The sequence below is a fragment of the Novosphingobium sp. TK71 genome, from assembly GCF_055361505.1.
Genome location: NZ_CM143962.1, coordinates 2,874,576 through 2,893,285, shown reverse-complemented (window position 1 = coordinate 2,893,285; position 18,710 = coordinate 2,874,576). Strand labels below are relative to the sequence as shown.

Below are 18,710 nucleotides of genomic sequence, written 5' to 3'. Positions count from 1 at the left end.
TGCATGTGAAAGCTGTCAAACTTTACTTACATGGTTTCTTTAATTTGATCTATGTCAAATTTGCCAGTTTCTGGCTTCTCGATATTGCCGGGGCAGCGCTCTTTTCGTGGGGCATTGCGAGTGGGGTAGGCCGTATCGCCGAAGGTAGCCCCGTGCTGCTTCCCGCCGCACTTATCCTGTGCGGGGTACTTCTGCGCGCGCTGGCCACTTGCGCGGTTGACCGCCAGGCCGTGTCCGCCGCCCAGACTTCGGGCGAGGAACGGCGTGCCGGACTGTGGCGAAAGCTCCTCGGTGGAAGGCTGGCCAGCCCTTTGTCCACCGGCGAAAGCGCCACGCTTGCGCTGGACCATAACACGGCGATCGAGAATCGCGATATCCGGTTCACGCCCATACGATTCAACGCCGTAATCGGACCCATGGTGGTGGCCGCGGTCGTTGCGCCGTTCAGTTGGGTGGCCGCCGCGATCATGCTGGCCACGCTGTTGCCGTTCACGCTGGGCATGATCCTTGCCGGCACCGCCTCGCGCCGCGCCGCCGAACGCCAGCTTGCCGCACTGGGCGCTCTCTCCGGTCTGTTCGTCGATCGCGTCGCGCACCTTCCGCTGATCCGCCACTTCGGCGCCGAGGCCCGCATCGGAAAGCAGGTGCGCGCCGCCACGGGTGACGTCGCCCGGCGCACCGTCACCGTCCTGCGCACCGCCTTCCTTTCGAACGCCGTGCTGGAATTCTTCTCGGCCCTCTCCATAGCGCTCGTCGCGGTATACTGCGGATTTTCGCTGCTGGGACTGCTGCCCTTCCCCGCCCCCGAAAAGCTCACGCTGGTGCCAGCCTTCTTCGTGCTGGCCATGGCGCCGGAATTCTACCTTCCGATGCGCCGCCTCGCCGCCGCCTATCACGAGAAGCAGCTTGGCGAAGCCGCGGAAAAGGCGCTGGACGCCCTCGCTGCCGAGCCGATCGAAGCGCCCGCATCGCCCCCCGCCGCCTTCGCGGGCCTCAGCGTGGAAGGACTCGCGCTCGCCTTTCCAGGCATCGCCGTGGGGCCGCTCGATTTCGCGATGGCCGAAAACGACCTGGTCGCCCTGACCGGCCCGACCGGCAGCGGCAAGACCAGCACGCTTGCCGCCATCGCCGGCCAACTGGCTCCGGCCGCCGGCCGCGTCGCGGGGGCGAACGGCAACCCGCTGAACGCCGACAGTATCGCCTGGGCCGCCCAGCGCCCCCTGCTGGTGACCGGCACACTCGGCCGCAATCTCGCCCTCGCCTCACCCGGAACAGGGGCGGAGGAAATCCTTGCCGTGGCTCACCGCGTCGGCCTTTCCACACTTCTGGAGCAACGGGGAGGACTGGACATGCCCGTCGATCATGCCGGATCAGGCCTATCCGGCGGAGAGCGGCGCCGTATCGGCCTTGCCCGCGCTATTCTCTCCGACCGCCCGCTGATCCTCTGCGACGAACCCACTGCCGACCTCGATCCCGTTTCGGCCGCCGCGATCGTCACCCTGTTGATCGAACTTTCACGGAGCCGCTGCGTGCTCGTCGCCACCCATGACACTCTCGTCACCAGCGCCGCCCGACGGGAGATCGCCTTGTGAGCACCTCTCATTCAAGCATCGATCGTCCCGGCACCGGCCTCCTCGCCACGGCCGGACTGGCCCGCAGGCGGCTGTTCCTAGCCAGCTTCTGTGCAGCCCTCGCCGCCATCTCCGCCATCGGATTGCTGGCAGTCTCAGGCTGGTTCCTGACTGCCGCAGCGCTCGCAGGGTCGGCTGGCGTGGCCACGGCCATGGCGTTCAACTACCTGATCCCCAGCGCCGCGATTCGCCTGCTGGCCATCGTGCGCACCTTGTCCCGCTACGGCGAGCGCCTCCTTTCCCACAAGGTCGCGCTGGAGGGCATGGCCGAATTGCGCGGCTCGCTGTTCGAAAAGCTTGCCGCACAGGACAGCCGCAAAACCCCCGATACGGCGCCGGGAGAGGCCAGCACCCGGCTGATCGACGATGTCGAGGCGCTGGAAGACCTGGTGATCCGCCAGCCCGCCCGCCACGCTGCACTTGTCGCTGCCGCCACCAGCCTTGCGCTGGTCGCCTTCACCGGGCTTGCGGCGACGATCTTCCTGGCCGCGATGATGGCCGCCCTTCCCGTCCTGTTCGCGCGTATATCCCGGCGGCTCACTCACCTGCCCGCCGAAGCCGCTGCCGCCGCGCTGGGCGACTTGCGCGAACGCTACGTGGAACTGGCGGCATCGCGGGCAGAGATCGCCGCCTATGGCCTTGCAGGGCAGGCTATCGCCGAGCTAGCGCCGCTCGCCCGCAGGCTCGATCTGGCGCGCGCGAAACTGTTTCGTGCCGAGGCGCTGCAGGGCGCCCTGCTTTCGATTTACGGAGCCCTTGGCGTGGCCGGAGTGCTGTTGCTGGCCAAAGCCTCGGCGCCGCTGGTGGCGCTTGCGATGCTGGCGGCGACTTCCTCGGTCGAGGCCATGGGCGGCCTTTCGCGCAGCCTGCTTCGCCGCGCCTCGCTCGCGGCGGGCCTTCGCAGGATAGCGGCACTGAACGCGCTCGACCCTGCGCTGTGTCCCACAGCAGAATCGGTGCCGGTGTCACTGACGCTGGGCGGCCGTACTTTCGAGCCCGGCGCGCGAATCGCGATTACCGGGCCGTCCGGCTCGGGCAAGACCCGCGTTCTGCTCGCCCTTGCCGGCATGGGGATGCCCACCGTTTCGCTGCGGCTTGATGGGCAGGATATTGCAAGCTGCCCGCCCCCCCAACTGCGTGCGGCGTTTGCCCTTTCGCCTCAGGACGCACCGATGCTGATCGGCAGCGTGGCCGACAACTTGCGCATTGCCCGACCGGGCCTTGGCGAAGCGGAGATGTGGGAAGCCCTCGAAACCGCCCAGTTGAAAAAGCGTATCGCCCGCAGCGAGTGCGGGCTCGACACGCCCGTTTCGGAAGGCGGCGGCATTCTGTCCGGCGGCGAACGCAAGCGGCTGTCGCTGGCCCGTGCCCTCCTGGCCGGCCGCCCCTGGCTTCTGCTGGACGAACCCAGCGAAGGACTGGACGCGGCGACCGAACAGGCACTCGTCGGCAGCCTGCGCAACTGGCTGGACTGCACCGGAACCGGCCTCGTTCTCGTGTCGCACCGCAAGGCCCCGCTGGACCTGTGCGACGTGCATGTCGCGGTAGAAACGCTCGCCTGAAGGTTCAGCGAAAGACGCGGGCGAACCGTGCCGCGCCGCTGTCAGGCGCAAGCACGGGCGCGTCTTGCGGCGGGGGGACCTCGGCCTTGCCCCCCATAACCGCGAGCGCATGCCCTATGCCGCTCATGCGTTCAGGATCGACCTGATAGAATACCTGCTTGCCGCTACGCTGCGACAGCACCAGGTCGGCCTTTCGCAGGATCGAGAGTTGCTGCGACAGGCCGGGCTGGCCGATGCCGGTAGCATCCTCGATCTCTCCCACCGAAAGCTCCCTTTCGCAAATTGCGTGGAGAATCTGGAGGCGCACCGGGTGGGCGAGGGCGCGCAGGACTTCGGCCAGGGCGTCCAGTTCTTCGGAAACGGATGGATCGGCCATGTCAGCCCCCGTCGCTCAACGGCGCGTGAAACCAGCCGGCCGGATCTTCGGACGCGAACGCCGCCTCCGCCGTTTCGCCTGGAATTCGCAAGAGATCCGCGCCCGGCTGCCAATCGGCCGGTGCCAGCCCGGAGCCGCCACGCACGCGCTGCAGCGCCGTCAGAATGCGCAACATTTCCGGGATCGAGCGGCCCACTGTCAGCGGATAGCTGTTCATCGCCTGAATCACCCCGTCCGGGTCTATGAAATAGGTCATCCGCACGGTGCCGCTGTCATGGGCATTGCTCGAGACCATGCCGTAGCCACGGGCGATCTCCATCGTCGGATCCTCGATGATCGGGAAATCAATGGTGACGCCGGTAGTATCGCGAATCAGGCGAATCCACGCGAGATGCGAATAAAGGCTGTCGACCGACAGTCCCACCAGCCTGCAACCAAGCGCCCCGAACTCCGGAGCGGCGCGGGCGAGGGCCACGACTTCGCTGGTGCAGACCGGGGTGAAGTCAGCCGGATGGGAAAACAGGATCAGCCATTCCCCCCGGCAGCTATCGAGATCAAACGGCCCCTGCGTACTGCGCGCCACGAAGCGCGGCACCACGTCGCCGATTCGCAAAGGCTGCATTGCAACGTCCCAGCCTTCCACGATTTCCCCGCCCGATGTCATTGTCATCGGAAAACAATTACATGTTTATTTTCTACCGTAAAGCGTCACGGACAAAATCAGGCGTGAATCTGCAAGTCAGCCCGCCAAAAGCGGTCATTATCTATTCTGATGGATTATCGAAGAAGGAATTGTCGTAAGTGAAGTCCGTGCCGGGTCATGCGATTGCGAGGTGGTTTCATCTCCGTCACAGCGCCGTACACTTTCGGACAATATGATGCAGATGCGGCAAAAACCTGCGACATGTGGGGCTCAGGAAGGCGTCATCGACAGTCAGGACACGGACCGCACCGATGATTCGCCTCTTTCACGCCGTCGGCGCACTTGCCGCTTCTTCCTGCTTCCTCACAGGCATCAGCGCCCCGTCGCCGAACGCAGCTGCAGACAGACCCGCCATGATCGGTTCCGAACATCCGGTGTTTCTCGGCCGCATGACGGTTTCGGCAACCGCACTGCCCGCGAAATAATACAGGTAAGAGGGAAAAGACGGCTTGGAGCGGGTAGCGGGAATCGAACCCGCATAGCCAGCTTGGAAGGCTGGAGCTTTACCACTAAGCTATACCCGCCCGTTCAGGGACCGTATCCAGCCGTCGTGGCAGCCGCTTGCCACGAGAGGGGCGCCGCCGTCAACGGCTCTCTTTCATATTGTGCCCAATAGATGAACTGGCGGCTTAGTGCCCCGGATAGTCGAGCAGGGCGTGAGGGACGATTCCCGCTTCGCGAAGGCGTTCTCCGCCGCCCAGGTCGGGCAGATCGATTGCGAACAGCGCATGATCGACCCTGGCCCCGACGCGGCGCAGCAATTCAGCAGCGGCCAGCGCGGTGCCGCCGGTGGCCAGCAGATCGTCAACCAGGACGACATGGCTTCCTTCGCCAACCGCTTCCGGATCGACTTCCAGCGTGTCCGTACCGTATTCCAGGGCATAGTCGATGGCGATCACCGGAACCGGCAGCTTGCCCGGCTTGCGGATCGAAATGAACCCCAGCCCCAGACGCGCCGCGATGGCCGCACCGAAAATGAAGCCTCGGGCTTCGACACCGGCGATTGCTTGCGCACCCGCCGCCTCGGCCTTTGCCGCCATCAGTTCGACCGCTGCCGCGAAGCCGGGCCCGTTGCCGACCAGCGTCGTGACGTCACGGAACAGGATGCCGGGCTTGGGAAAGTCCGACACGGTGCGCACCAGCGCCTTGATCTCGTCGATGGTCATGGTCGCCGTCCTTAGGGGCTGGAGCCTGTAAACGAAAGGGCCCCCGCCATGGGAATGGCGGAGGCCCTTCGGTCAGGTCAGGATCGGAAAGCTCAGTGCTTCTTGCCGGCCCAGATGTTGCGGTAGGACATATAGCCCAGGATCGTGGCAAAAAGCAGGAATCCGAGGACCGGCCAGCCGGTCTGCTTGCGCTTTTCCAGCTTGGGCTCGGCAGTCCAGATCAGGAAGGCGGCAACGTCCTTCGACATCTGGTCCACGGTCGCCTTGGTGCCGTCTCCGTAAGTCACCTGGCCCTCACCGGTCAGCGGCGGCGGCATCGCGAGGTTGAGGTTCGCGAAGTACGGGTTGTAATGCAGACCTTCAGGAGTCTTGGAATCCGGGAACTTCTTCAGGAGTTCCGCGGGCTGGTCCTGATACCCGGTCAGTAGCGAGTAGACGTAGGCGGGGCCTTCGTGACGCGCCTTGGTGATCAGCGACAGGTCCGGCGGAGTACCCTGGCCACCATACATGACCGGCGGGAAGTAGTCGGTCGCCATGCCTTCGCGGGTTTCCACTTCGCCGGTCGCGTTGTTGTAGACCGGAACCTGGAACCCCTTGGCGATCGCCTTCACTTCGGCGTCGTTATAGCCAAGCGCGGCAAGGTCACGGAAGGCGACGTGGCGGATCGCGTGACAGGCGGCGCAGACTTCCTTGTAGACCTGGAAACCGCGCTGAAGCTGCTGGCGATCGAACTTGCCGAAGGCGCCATCACTGGCGAAGCTGACTTCCTTGGGCGTGAGATGGAACTCGTGCTCGGCGGTTGCCGCAGGCGGTTCGGTTATCTGTTGATAGGCGCCCTTGCCGAAGGACCATGCCAGGGCCACCGTGAAGAACAGCCCGACGAGGATCGAGAGAATGCGTGCCATGTCTTTCGTCTTTCGTTCCAGCTGTGGTCAGGCGGCTGCCGTCGGCGCGGGCTGCGCCGGGGTCAGCTTGGCGGCTTCATCCTCGCCGAGAACGGACTCGGTGATGGAAAACGGCAGCGGATCCGGCTTCTCGATGGCCGAGACGATCGGGATCACGATCAGGAAGTGCGCGAAGTAATAGAGCGCCGCGATCTGGCTCAGCATCACGTAGGGCTCTGCCGCCGGTGCACCGCCGCAGTAGAACAGTACCGCCATCGCCGGGATCAGGCCGAAGAAGAAGAACTTGCGGTAAAGCGGACGGTACGAACCCGAGCGGACCGGCGAACGGTCCAGCCAGGGCAGGAAGAACCACACGAGGATTGCGCCGAACATTGCCAGCACGCCCATGAGCTTGGCCGGAATGAAGAAGAAGTCCTGCGTGAAGGCGCGCAGGATCGCGTAGAACGGCCAGAAGTACCATTCAGGCACGATGTGCGCGGGGGTGCTCATCGGGTTGGCCGGGATGTAGTTGTCCGGGTGGCCGAGCGCATTCGGGAAGAAGAACAGCGCGGTGCAGAACAGGATCGCGAAGACGCCGATCGCCCAGCCGTCCTTGGCGACGTAGTAGGGATAGAACGGAACGGTGTCGCTCTCGCTTTTCACTTCGACGCCGGTGGGGTTCGACGAACCCGGGATATGCAGCGCCCAGATGTGCAGGATCACCACGCCCACGATGACGAAGGGCAGCAGATAGTGCAGCGAGAAGAAGCGGTTGAGCGCGGCGTTATCCGGTGCGAAACCGCCGAGCAGCCACTGCTGGAGCGGTTCGCCCACGAAGGGAATCGCGCCGAACAGGCCGGTAATGACCTTGGCCCCCCAGAAGCTCATCTGACCCCAGGGCAACACGTAGCCCATGAAGGCGGTGGCCATCATCAGCAGGAAGATCACCACGCCAAGCAGCCACACCATTTCACGCGGGGCCTTGTACGAACCGTAGAAAAAGCCGCGGAAGATGTGGATGTAGATGACGACAAAGAACGCCGAGGCGCCGTTGGCGTGCGCATAGCGCATCATCCAGCCCCAGTTCACGTCGCGCACGGTCTGCTCGACCGTATCGAACGCGACTTGCGTGTTGGCTGCATAGTGCATGGCCATCACGATGCCGGTGACGATCTGCAGGCCGAGGCAGAGCGCGGCGAGGAAACCGAAGTTCCAGAAATAGTTCAGGTTGCGCGGAACCGGATAGCCGCCACCGACCGAATTGTAGACGAGGCGCGGCAGGGGCAGCCTTTCGTCCATCCACTTCATGAAGGGATTGGTCGGGGTATATTCCTTGGCCCAGGGAAAGCTCATGTTCTTGATCCTCTCTCTTGGCCTCAACCGATCTTTACGACCGTGTCAGTGGTGAACGCGTAGTCCGGAACCTCGAGGTTCTTGGGCGCCGGGCCCTTACGGATACGGGCGGCAGTATCGTAGGAAGAGCCGTGGCAGGGGCAGAAGTATCCGCCGAATTCGCCTTTCGGCTCGCCTTCTCCGGCACCGAGCGGAACGCAGCCAAGGTGCGTGCAGACGCCCATGGTGATCAGCCAGTTTTCCTTGCCTTCCTTGGTGCGCTCCTCAAGCGTCTGCGGATCGCGCAGGGAGGAGACGTCCACCTTGTTGGCTTCCGAAATCTCATGCGGCGTCAGGTTGCGCACGAAGACCGGCTGCTTGCGGAAGATCGCCTTGATGGCCTGTCCGGGCTGGATCGAGGAAATGTCGATCTCGGTGGAAGAAGCCGCGAGAACATCCGCCGATGCGGACATCTGGCTGACCAGCGGGACGACGATACCCACGCCGGCGACACCCGCCGCGCTTACCGCGGCGATATTGATGAAATCGCGCCGCCGCACGCCATCTGCTTCTGCCATGTTTGCCCTTGCCTTGTTTTTCGACAACCCACCCCCGGAAATCCGGAAAGCAAGCCCAGATCCTGACCAATTCTATTTTAGCCTGGTATCCCCCGTGACGGTTTAATGATCCGGGAGCGACCCGAAACGAATACCGACTTTGCGGACCTGATATACACGGAAGCCAGCCCTGCCAACCGCCTTTTTGGACGCAAGGGGGCCAGCGACCGCCAACAAATTCAAGGCATAACCGTTCGGCGGTCATCCCGGATGGGTCGGTTCAGCCCAGCCCTATCACCGAAATCTGGCGCCCGTAGGCCGCCTCGCCGCGGTGCGTGGCGCGGCGATAGGAATAGAAACGCCGGGGCGCCGAATAAGTATCAAGGCCAAGACGCTCCACACCGCCGATTCCCGCCGATTCCAGGCGGGAGGCGACATAGAGTTCGAGATCGAACTGCCAGTGCCCATCCCGCCCCGCGGAGAAGAAACGGGAGTTGTCCACCCCCTTGCCGAGGAAGCCGTTCCGGAAGGCATCGTCCACTTCATAGGATGCCTGGGAAATGCACGGGCCGACCGCCGCGACGATGCGCGAACGCTGAGCCCCGAGCGATATCATCTGAGCGATGGTGCTGTCCGTAACCCCGCCGATCGCGCCTTTCCATCCTGCATGCGCCGCGCCGATGACGCCCGCCTCCCGATCTGCAAGCAGGACCGGCGCGCAATCCGCCGTAACGACGCCGATCAGCACGCCCGCCTGACGGGTGACAAGTGCATCGGCATGAGGGCGTTGCTCGTCGCTCCACCCGTCAGCCCCCAGAATTACGCAGTCGGGCGAATGAACCTGATACACCGATAGCAACGACGCCCCCGGCAGAACTGCGGCAGCGGCGCGGCGGCGGTTCTCGGCGACGGCTTCGGGCTCGTCGCCCGAACCCAGGCCGACGTTCAGGCCTTCGACCTCGCCGGTGCTCACACCGCCCCGGCGGCCGAGGAAGCCGTGCGGCAATCCTTCGAGCAGGCCCGCCCGGTTGACTTCGACCGCCTCCCCCACGTCAGCCAAGGCTCTTGCTCACCTGCTCGCGCACGTCGCGCGAAAGGTTCGGCTCCGCGGCGATCTTTTCCAGTTCGGCGCGCATCATCGCGGCGCGGACAGGCTCGATCCGCCGCCAGCGGCCGAGTTGCGGCACGAAGCGCGCTGTCGTCTGCGGATTGATCGGGTCCAGCTTGCGGATCACTTCGCCGATCATCCTGTATCCGGCGCCGCTCGCATCGTGGAACGCCTTGGGGTTGACCGCCGCCGTCATGAAGAGCGCCCGGACCCGGTTGGGGTTGTTCATCGTGAAGTCGGGATGCCGCGACAGTGCCTCGACATGCTCGAGCACCTGTGGGTGGAACGAGCCCGCCTGAAGCGCAAACCACTTGTCGATCACGAGCGCGTTGCCTTCGTACCGGCGCAGGAAGTCCGCCAGCGCTTCCTCGCGCTCGGGGCCGTCGATATTGCAAAGCACGGTCAGCGCCGACTGGCGGTCAGTCATGTTGTCGGCCGCCCGGTACTGCGCGATGGCACGGCGGGCCCCTTCGGCCGCATCGCCCGAAGCGATCAGGACCAGCGCCTGTCCCTTGGTCTTTCGCGCTCCGCGCGCATGCGCCTCGCGAGAGTAAGATACGGCGGAAACGCGGTCATGCAGCGCCCGCAATTCACCGGTGAGTTCGGCGCCGAGCCAGGACTTGAGCGCCTCGCGTTCCTCGTGAATCGCAGCCGGATCTGCCACCAGCACCTGTTCGGCGAGATAGGCGACGCCGGGAAGTACCATCAGCTCGCCGCGCATCAGGTCATCGAGCGCCTCGTCGGCCAGAATCGAGGCAAAGGCCTGCCCGATCGCCTCGCGCCCCTCGGCGCGCGCCGCATCCGAAAGACCGCCGCCGACAGCCGCGACCAGGTGCTGGACCACGAGGCTCTGCATCGCCTCGTACCGGGCGAAGGGATCGTCATCGTGAGCCGCCAGGAACACCAGATCCTCGTTACTCCGCTCGATCTCGATGGCAACGGGGGCCGAGAAGCCGCGATTGATGGAAACCACCGGCGGGCGGGTGAAACCCTCGAACGAAAAGCTGGCGCTGTCCTTGTCGAGCACGATCAGTCGCTCGCCCGAGTGCGTGCCGCTGTCACGGTCATAAAGGGCGATACGCAGCGGAATCGGCACGGCCTGCTTTTCGGGCTGGCCCGGCGTTGCCGGAACGGTCTGGGTCAGCGTGAGGGTTGCCGTTTCCGCCTCGTGCGACAGTTCGGCGGCGACCTGCGGCGTGCCGGCCTGGGAATACCACAGACGGAACTGCGCAAGGTTCAGCCCGGTACCGTCCTCGATTGCCTTGACGAAGTCCTCGCAGGTTGCCGCCTCGCCGTCATGGCGGCCAAAGTAGAGATCGGTGCCCTCACGGAACTTGTCGGTGCCCGCCATGGTCCGCATCATGCGGATCACCTCGGCGCCCTTGTTGTAGACGGTGGCGGTGTAGAAGTTGCTGATTTCCTGATAGGAATCAGGCCGGATAGGGTGTGCCAGCGGCCCCGAATCCTCGGGGAACTGGGCAGCGCGCAGAACCCGCACGTCCTCGATCCGCTTGACCGCCTCGCTGCCCATGTCGGCGCTGAACAACTGATCGCGAAGGACGGTGAAGCCTTCCTTGAGCGAAAGCTGGAACCAGTCCCGGCAGGTCACGCGGTTGCCCGACCAGTTGTGGAAATACTCGTGCCCGATCACGCTCTCGATGCCGTCATAGTCGGCATCGGTCGCGGTTTCCGGCTCCGCCAGGACATAGCGCGTGTTGAAGACGTTGAGGCCCTTGTTCTCCATCGCGCCCATGTTGAAGTCGGAAACGGCAACGACGTTGAACAGGTCCAGATCGTATTCCCGCCCGAAGACCTCCTCATCCCACTTCATCGAGCGGATCAGCGAATCCATCGCGTGATCGGTGCGCTGTTCGTCACCGGGACGGACCCAGATGTTGAGTTCGACCTTGCGGCCGGAGCGGGTCGTGAAATCGGCATGATTGGCCACGAGATCACCCGCGACCAGCGCGAAAAGGTAGCTCGGCTTGGGCCAGGGATCGTGCCATTCCGCCCAGTGCGTACCGTCCTCTCCCTCACCCGTGGCGATGCAGTTGCCATTGGCGAGCAGGATCGGGAACTGCGCCTTGTCGCCCGCCATGCGGACCGAATAGGTGGAGAGCACGTCCGGACGATCGGGGAAGAACGTGATGCGACGGAAACCCTCGGCCTCGCACTGGGTGCAAAGCATTCCGTTGGAGGCGTAGAGCCCCATGAGCTGGCTATTCGCCGCCGGATTCACCGCAGTCTCGACCGCGACTTCGTGTGCCTCCCCGGGCAGTTCGACGAGAAGATCCGGACCGTCGAGGCGCCAGTCGTTCACGGCTTCGCCATCGACGTGGACAGAGAGCGGGGCGATCTGGTCGCCGTTCAGGCGCAGGGTCGACGTGCCGTTCCCTTCCGGGTTGCGGCGGACCGAGAGCCTGGCCAGAACCCGCGTTCCATCGATACCGAGCTGGAAATCGAGGGCGATCTGCGGCACCAGCCACGCCGGCGGCAGATAGTCCTCGCGATGAATGACCGGCGGCGCCTGAGGCGCGGGAGCGGCATCGGCGATCTGCACGTTGGCATCGGGCGAGGAGGGGGTGCTGGCAATGTCCATGCCGCTAAATTAGAGCCTTGCGCTTCGAATGCCAGTCATGGCGCACGAATTCACCGCCGAAACGAGAGGAATGCCTCATGACGCCCCGGATGCCGAAGCGCCTGTTCATTTTCGGGCTGGGCTATACCGCGCGGGTGATCGCAAGCCGCCTCTCCGCACAGGGTTGGGAAGTGATCTCCACCGGCCGCGAAGGAACGCTTTCGTTCGAGGATGCAGGCAATGTCCGTCTCGCGCTGGCCGACGCCGATCATGTGCTTTCCTCCGTTCCGCCCGGCAGCGAGGGACGCGGTGAACCACTCGATCCGGTGCTGGAGCGTTACGGCGATGCAATGAAGGGCAAGGCGCTGTCCTATCTCTCGTCCACCGGGGTCTACGGCGATGCGGGCGGCGCGTGGGTGGACGAAAGCGCGCCCGTGGGCACAGGTCGGCGGACGGCGCGGGCCGAGGCGGACGGCGAATGGCTGTCCCTCGGCGCGCGTGTCTATCGCCTGCCGGGAATATACGGCCCAGGCCGCTCGGTGCTGGATCGTGTGCGCAACGGACGCGCGCACCGCATCGACCTGCCGGGGCAAGTGTTCAGCCGCGTCCACGTCGAGGACATCGCCTCCGGCGTTATCGCCGGGCTGGAGCGGTCGCCGGGTGCCTACAATCTCGCGGATGACCTGCCTTGCAGCCAGAATACGCTGGTCGAGGAAGCCTGCCGCCTGCTGGGCCTTCCGCTGCCGCCGCTGCAGTCGGTGGAGGAGGCGCAGCTCTCCGCCATGGCGCGGGGCTTCTATGCGGAAAACCGCCGCGTGGCGAACGGCAAGGCAAAGCGCGTGCTCGGCTGGACCCCGCGCTTCCCGACTTATCGCGAGGGGCTGCGCGCCCTCAGCGCCACCACCAGCCCCACCGTCGCCAGAACCGCCCCCGAGATCGCCAGCGGCGACCAGCGATAGCCCTCGAACAAGGTCGAGATGAACATGGCAATGATGATGACCGCGACACCGTTATAGGCCGCCTTGCCCGCCCCAAGCTGGCGGATCAGGGTGTAATAGAGGGGGAAGGTCACCACCGAGCCCAGGATCGCCAGATAGGCGGTGCCCAGCCAGTAGGCGGGCTCCGTTGGGATCACCGGCGGTCCGGCAAGGACGTATGCCACCACGAGATCGCAGATCGTGCCATAGAGCATTGCCCATGCCAGCAGGCTTGCCATGGGCAATGCCTTGCCAGTCTCGTTGGCCTGGATCACGTTCGAGACCGAGGCGCACATCATCGCGATCGATGCAAAGACGGTACCCAGCAGGACCTTGCCGCCGAGCGGCGCCTCGTGCGCCTCATGAAGGAGCAACAGCGCCAGTCCGCCGATGGCGATCAGGCTGCCGATGGCGAAACGCCATGTGACGGGCTGCTTCAGCAGCACCCTTGCGAGAATCGCATTGGGCACCAGAAGCAGTCCGATCATCACCGCGACGATCCCGGACGTAAGATGCATCTCGGCCCGGTAGACGAAGTTGTAATTGCCGCAGAATTGCGCCGCGCCCACCGCGAATGCGAGGATCTGTCCGGCCTTGCCCAGCTTCAGGCCCTTCCTCGTCACCACGGCGACGAGGAACATCGCCGGTGTCGCCAGGACGAAACGCCAGGCGACGGACCAGCTTGCCGGCACCTCGCCGATCTGGCCGGTGATGACGAACCACGTCGATCCCCATATGAGCGCCACCAGCAGGAACGGCAGCGCGATCGCGGGCTTCATGAATTCCGGTGCCGCCTCGGTGCCCTCGGTCACAGCGCGGCAATCGCGCGGGCAAGGGCGGAAACGTGTTCCTCCTGCGAATCCCACGCCGTCACCAGCCGGGCGGCATCGTCGCCCCAATCGTAGAACTCGAACCCTTGTCCGCGTAGCGCTTTCCGTTCGGCGGGGGTGGAAACCAGGAATACCTCGTTCGCCTCTACCGCGTGCAGCAGGCGGTCCTTCGCCGCTGCGGCGATCTCGGCTGCCGCCCGGTTTGCCGCGCGCGCATTGTCCAGCCAGAGATCGTCCTCCAGCATCGCGAGAATCTGCGCCGCCAGATAGCGCCCCTTCGATTGCAAATGCCCCGCACGCTTGCGGCGGAAGCGCACCTTTTCCGCCAGAGCCGGGTCGAAGAACACGATGGCCTCGGCGCTCATCCCGCCGTTCTTGACCATGCCGAAGCTCAACGCATCGACATTGCCGGCCGCCTGCGCCGCGTTCCCGCCCAGAAACGCGGCCGCATTGCCGAAACGCGCGCCGTCCATATGCAACCCGAGCCCCCGGGCTTTCGCGAAATCCGAAAGCGCCGCCAGTTCTTCAGGCCGGTAGACCCGGCCATATTCGCTCGCCTGCGTGATCGAGATCGCATGAGGCTGCACCTGATGCACGCCGTCACGAATCGGATCGATGACTTTCGCGGCAGCTTCCGGCGTGATCTTCGCACCTTCCCCGTCCGCCAGCAGCAGCTTTGCACCGTGCAGGAAAAAGCCCGGAGCGCCGCCCTCGTCCATCTCGATATGCGCTTCGCGGTGGCAGATCACCGCGCCATGCGGCTCCACCATCGCCGAAAGCGCGAGGCAATTCGCCGATGTCCCCGTGGCCACCCAGAGAGCGGCGCATTCGCGTCCGAACAGCGCGGAAAAACGCTCATCCAGCGCGCGGCTCAAGCCATCGCCGTCGTAAGGCGAATCCGGCGCATCGGCAGCCTTCATGGCATCCCATATCTTCGGGTGGACCCGCGCGGCGTTGTCGGAAAGGAACTTCATGGCCATATGCCCTGTAAGCGGACGCAAGCGCCGTCAAGCACCCCTCTTCAGGAGATATGCCCGTGGTAGGCGTGACGATCACCAAGCACGAGACCCCGACCGGCGGCGAATACAAGGCCCACATCGCCGACAGCGACATCACCGGCCACCTGACATGGCAGACCCGGGACGGCATTCATTATGCCGACCACACCCTGGTCCCCTCCGAAATCGGCAATCGCGGCGTGGCGGCGCGGCTCGTCGAGGCGATGGTGGCGGACGCGCGGGAGAATCAGTTCAAGATCGCGCCCTTGTGCAGCTACGTCGTGGCGGCATTTCGGCGCCATCCCGAGTGGGAAGACGTAAAGGCCTGATGCGCCGGCCCGGCGGAGAGAGGGTCAGGCAAACGCGCTTACTGCTCCCCGAAACCGCCACCGCCGGGCGTTTCGATCACGAACACGTCCCCCGCCCCCAGCCGGGCCGTGGCAGTGGCTCCCAGTTCCTCCACCGAACCGTCCGCTCGCTCGATCCGGTTACGGCCCGGCTCTCCGTCCATTCCTCCGAACAATCCGAATGGCGCGGTGCCGCGCCGCTGCGAAAGGATGCCGGCCTGCATCGGTTCGAGGAAGCGCACCCGCCGGGTAGCGCCGTCGCCGCCCTTGTGCGCGCCCTTCCCGCCCGAACCGCGACGGATCGAGAATTCCTCCAGCAGCACCGGATAACTGGTTTCCAGCACTTCGGGATCGGTCAGGCGGCTATTGGTCATGTGAGTCTGGACCACCGGCGTACCGTCGAAATCAGGCCCGGCCCCCGAGCCCCCGGCGATCGTTTCGTAATACTGCCTCGTCGCATCGCCGAAGGTGAAGTTGTTCATCGTCCCCTGTGATGCAGCCATCGCGCCAAGCGCGCCGAACAAGGCGTCGGTGATCGACTGGCTGGTCTCCACATTGCCCGCAACGACGGCGGCGGGCGCCTTGGGGTATAGCATCGAGCCTTCCGGCACGCGCAAGGTGATCGGCCGCAGGCACCCCTCGTTCATCGGCACGGCATCGTCGATCAGCGTGCGAACGACATAAAGCACGGCCGCCCGCACGACCGGGAGAGGGGCATTGAAGTTATCGGTAAGCTGGGCACTGGAACCGGCGAAATCGATGACCGCGCCGCGCGCTTCACGGTCGATCGAGATCGAAACCGCTATCTCGGCGCCATTGTCCATCGGCACGCGGAACTCACCGTCCTGAAGCCGGTCGATCAGCGTGCGAACGGCCTGCTCGGCATGGGCCTGCGCATGGGCCATATAGGCGTCCACCACCTCGCGGCCCTGTTCGTCCGCCACCCGGCGCAGCTCCGAAGCACCGCGCTGGCAGGCGGCTAGCTGGGCGCGCAAATCGCCAATGTTCTGCTCGATGGCGCGCGAGGGATGTGGGCCGGAGGCGAGCAGATCGCGCAGCGGTGCTTCCTGAAGCGCGCCGCGATCGACCAGCAGCACATTATCGATCAGCACGCCTTCCTCATCCAGCGAGCGCGAGCCCGGCGGCATCGAACCGGGGCTGATCCCGCCAATATCGGCATGGTGCCCGCGCGCGGCAACGAACCAGGCGGGGACCGTCTCGCCCTCGATGAACACCGGCATGACCACGGTGATATCGGGCAAATGCGTGCCGCCGTCATAGGGCGCATTGAGGACGTAGGCATCGCCGGGCAGGATGCCCCGCCCGTCCTGCCCGTTACCGCGCCGCTGGAGGATCGTGCGCACGCTCTCCCCCATCGAGCCGAGGTGGACCGGCATGTGCGGCGCATTGGCGACAAGGTTTCCCTGCCGGTCGAACAGCGCGCAGGAGAAGTCCAGCCGCTCCCGGATATTCACCGAACTGGCCGATTGCTGGAGCGCGGCTCCCATTTCCTCGGCAATGGCCATGAACAGCGCGCCCATGATCTCCAACCGCACCGGATCGCATTCGGTGGAGCTGTCTGCCTGAACCTGCTGCGGGGCATCCCGGTTGAGGATCAGGTTGCCGACATGATCGACCCGCACACGCCAGCCGGGTTCGACGACAGTGGTGGAAACGTCATCCACCACCAGCAGCGGGCCATCGGCCGTGAAGCCCTCTGCCAGCCCCTCGCGCAGATAGAGCGGCACGCGGTGATGCGCGCCCTGCGTCCAGAGATCGACCTGCTCGGCCGCGGGCGAGGACTTCACGGGAAGAACAAGCGTCGCACCGCCGCCGGAATGGCCGGCATGGACAGCCTCCACCCGCAGCGTCTCGCCGATAAGCTGCTCGCCCGCACCGAAGCCGAAGCGCTGGAGCCAGCCGTCCCGGAATGCCTCCCGCATGGCGCAAAGCGGTCCTACCGGCACTTCGATGGCATTGTCGCTGCCCTTTGGTCGCACCGCCAGCGCAGCCTCGATCGCGATGTCGTCCGCCGCGATGCCCTGCGCGGCCAGCGCCGCGCGGGCTTCGTCCCCCAAGGCGGCAACGGCGGCATCGAGCGACGTCATGGCATTGCCGTCCAGCGGGAGCGCCAAGGTCCGCTGGCGCAGCATCCGCCGGTCGGCAAGGCCCATGCCGTAAGCCGACAGCACCGAGGCGAGCGGGTGGCACAACACGCTGGTCACGCCCAGCGCATCGGCCACCTTGCAGGCGTGCTGCCCGCCCGCGCCGCCGAACGTCACCAGCGCCGCGCGGGTCATGTCGTGGCCGCGCCGCAGCGAGACTGTCTTGATCGCATTGGCCATGTTGGCAACGGCGATCTCCAGGAAGCCTTCCGCCGCCTGTTCGCGCGTCATTTCACGGCCGGTCGCGATGCGAACGGACGCCAGCACTTCGTCCATGCGCGACTGCGCCGCGGCCAGATCGAGCGGCTCATTGCCTTCGGGGCCAAAGACATGCGGGAAATGCCCGGGCCTCAGCTTGCCGAGCAGCAGGTTGCAGTCGGTTACCGCCAGCGGGCCGCCGCGCCGGTAGCAGGCGGGGCCGGGCACAGCGCCCGCGCTCTCCGGCCCCACCAGGAAGCGTGCACCGTCGAAGCGGCAGATCGAGCCGCCGCCGGCTGCCACCGTTTCAATCCGCATCATCGGCACGCGCACGCGCACGCCCGCCACGCGCGTCTCGCTGTCGCGCTCATAGGCACCGGCATAGTGCGAAACGTCGGTGGAGGTTCCGCCCATGTCGAAGCCCAGGACATGATCGAAACCCGCCTCCCTGGCGATGGCCGCCATGCCGACGATGCCGCCCGCCGGGCCCGAGAGGATCGCGTCCTTGCCCGCAAAGGCGTCTCCGGTGGTGAGCCCGCCGCTCGACTGCATGTAGAGCGCCGTGACCTTCGGGCCGAGACCTGCTTCCAGTCCGGCCACATAACGTGCCAGCACCGGCGAGAGATTGGCGTCCACCACCGTCGTATCACCGCGCGCGATCAGCTTGATGAGCGGGGCTACCTCGTGGCTGACCGAAACCTGACTGAAACCGATCTCGCGCGCCAGCCCGGCCAGCGCCGCTTCATGCGCACTGTGGCGATAGCCGTGCATCAGCACTACCGCGACGGCGCGAAAACCCTTGTCGAAATGGCGTTGCAGCCCCTTGCGCGCGGCATCGAGGTCGAGCGGGCGGTGGACGGTGCCGTCGGCGCCGACACGCTCGTCGATCTCCAGCACCGCGGCATTCAGCGGCTGCGGCAGGACGATATGGCGAGCGAAGATGTCGGGCCTTTCCTGGGTCCCGATCTTCAATGCATCGCCGAAGCCCCGCGTGATCGCCAGCAGCACCGGCTCGCCCTTGCCTTCCAGCAGGGCATTAGTGGCAACGGTAGTGCCAAGGCGCAGTTCGGCTTCGGGCAATTCACCTTCGGCGGTTCCGGTCAGCCGCCGCATCGCCTCTACGGCGGCATCGTCGTAACGGCCGGGGTCTTCGGAAAGCAGTTTCAGCCGCTCGAACCGCCCATCGGGCGCGCGCGCCACGATGTCGGTAAAGGTGCCGCCGCGATCGACCCAGAATTGCCACATGTTCGTCATGCCGGGCTTCATGACGGCGACGACGCGGGGAGGAAAGGGAAAAG

The 18,710-nt window shown here is 65.3% G+C and carries 15 protein-coding genes and 1 tRNA gene; 4 read left to right on the top strand and 12 right to left on the bottom strand.

Annotated features, from left to right (window positions below; translation table 11 throughout):
• The first annotated feature begins 44 nt into the window (after positions 1-44).
• Together ACXJ16_RS13595 and ACXJ16_RS13590 are read left to right on the top strand one after the other, a co-directional pair.
• Positions 45-1,592 carry an ABC transporter ATP-binding protein/permease gene (locus tag ACXJ16_RS13595; RefSeq protein ID WP_292635385.1) on the top strand — a complete coding sequence of 516 codons (1,548 nt, stop codon included), beginning with the start codon at positions 45-47 and terminating at the stop codon, positions 1,590-1,592.
• Positions 1,589-3,193 carry an amino acid ABC transporter ATP-binding/permease protein gene (locus ACXJ16_RS13590; protein WP_463920829.1) on the top strand — a complete coding sequence of 535 codons (1,605 nt, stop codon included), beginning with the start codon at positions 1,589-1,591 and terminating at the stop codon, positions 3,191-3,193. Before ACXJ16_RS13595 ends, ACXJ16_RS13590 begins: the two co-directional genes overlap by 4 nt.
• A gap of 4 nt (positions 3,194-3,197) precedes the next feature.
• Here ACXJ16_RS13590 and ACXJ16_RS13585 read toward each other — a convergent pair whose 3' ends face one another.
• From ACXJ16_RS13585 to pepN, 9 genes are all read right to left on the bottom strand, one after another.
• Positions 3,198-3,569 (bottom strand): ArsR/SmtB family transcription factor, encoded by a 372-nt coding sequence (locus ACXJ16_RS13585; protein WP_185998390.1) that lies wholly within the window; start codon positions 3,567-3,569, stop codon positions 3,198-3,200.
• Position 3,570: 1 nt separating this feature from the next.
• Entirely contained in the window at positions 3,571-4,212 is a 642-nt protein-coding gene (locus ACXJ16_RS13580; protein WP_420719854.1) for a peroxiredoxin, read from the bottom strand.
• A 510-nt stretch (positions 4,213-4,722) separates the two neighbouring features.
• Positions 4,723-4,796: transfer RNA gene (locus ACXJ16_RS13575), tRNA-Gly, on the bottom strand.
• Between the two features lie 105 nt (positions 4,797-4,901).
• Entirely contained in the window at positions 4,902-5,438 is a 537-nt protein-coding gene (locus ACXJ16_RS13570; RefSeq protein WP_324697343.1) for an adenine phosphoribosyltransferase, read from the bottom strand.
• A gap of 92 nt (positions 5,439-5,530) precedes the next feature.
• Positions 5,531-6,343 (bottom strand): cytochrome c1, encoded by an 813-nt coding sequence (locus ACXJ16_RS13565; RefSeq protein WP_054442151.1) that lies wholly within the window; start codon positions 6,341-6,343, stop codon positions 5,531-5,533.
• 27 nt (positions 6,344-6,370) lie between these two features.
• Positions 6,371-7,675, bottom strand: a complete 1,305-nt coding sequence (locus ACXJ16_RS13560) for a cytochrome b (RefSeq protein WP_132468644.1) — start codon at positions 7,673-7,675, stop codon at positions 6,371-6,373.
• 23 nt (positions 7,676-7,698) lie between these two features.
• Positions 7,699-8,232 carry a ubiquinol-cytochrome c reductase iron-sulfur subunit gene (gene petA, locus ACXJ16_RS13555; protein WP_054442150.1) on the bottom strand — a complete coding sequence of 178 codons (534 nt, stop codon included), beginning with the start codon at positions 8,230-8,232 and terminating at the stop codon, positions 7,699-7,701.
• Between the two features lie 259 nt (positions 8,233-8,491).
• Positions 8,492-9,262: a peptidoglycan editing factor PgeF gene (gene pgeF, locus ACXJ16_RS13550; RefSeq protein WP_324699093.1), complete on the bottom strand. Its 771-nt coding sequence runs from the start codon at positions 9,260-9,262 to the stop codon at positions 8,492-8,494.
• A 1-nt stretch (position 9,263) separates the two neighbouring features.
• Positions 9,264-11,918 (bottom strand): aminopeptidase N, encoded by a 2,655-nt coding sequence (gene pepN, locus ACXJ16_RS13545; RefSeq protein ID WP_324697346.1) that lies wholly within the window; start codon positions 11,916-11,918, stop codon positions 9,264-9,266.
• Positions 11,919-12,007: 89 nt separating this feature from the next.
• Between pepN and ACXJ16_RS13540 the strand changes: the two genes are divergently transcribed.
• Positions 12,008-12,856, top strand: a complete 849-nt coding sequence (locus ACXJ16_RS13540; protein ID WP_185998912.1) for a Rossmann-fold NAD(P)-binding domain-containing protein — start codon at positions 12,008-12,010, stop codon at positions 12,854-12,856.
• On the opposite strand, the gene ACXJ16_RS13535 is transcribed toward ACXJ16_RS13540, so the two are convergent.
• The gene (locus tag ACXJ16_RS13535) at positions 12,766-13,686 is read right to left on the bottom strand and encodes a DMT family transporter (protein ID WP_324697348.1); all 921 of its coding nucleotides are present in this window, start codon (positions 13,684-13,686) and stop codon (positions 12,766-12,768) included. The genes ACXJ16_RS13540 and ACXJ16_RS13535 overlap by 91 nt on opposite strands.
• The gene (locus tag ACXJ16_RS13530; protein ID WP_324697350.1) at positions 13,683-14,678 is read right to left on the bottom strand and encodes a threonine aldolase family protein; all 996 of its coding nucleotides are present in this window, start codon (positions 14,676-14,678) and stop codon (positions 13,683-13,685) included. The genes ACXJ16_RS13535 and ACXJ16_RS13530 overlap by 4 nt, the downstream gene beginning before the upstream one ends.
• 56 nt (positions 14,679-14,734) lie before the next feature.
• Here ACXJ16_RS13530 and ACXJ16_RS13525 point away from each other — a divergent pair, with 56 nt between their 5' ends.
• Positions 14,735-15,031: a GNAT family N-acetyltransferase gene (locus ACXJ16_RS13525; RefSeq protein WP_420719855.1), complete on the top strand. Its 297-nt coding sequence runs from the start codon at positions 14,735-14,737 to the stop codon at positions 15,029-15,031.
• A 38-nt stretch (positions 15,032-15,069) separates the two neighbouring features.
• On the opposite strand, the gene ACXJ16_RS13520 is transcribed toward ACXJ16_RS13525, so the two are convergent.
• Positions 15,070-18,666 carry a hydantoinase B/oxoprolinase family protein gene (locus ACXJ16_RS13520; RefSeq protein WP_463920828.1) on the bottom strand — a complete coding sequence of 1,199 codons (3,597 nt, stop codon included), beginning with the start codon at positions 18,664-18,666 and terminating at the stop codon, positions 15,070-15,072.
• Between the last annotated feature and the right edge of the window lie 44 nt (positions 18,667-18,710).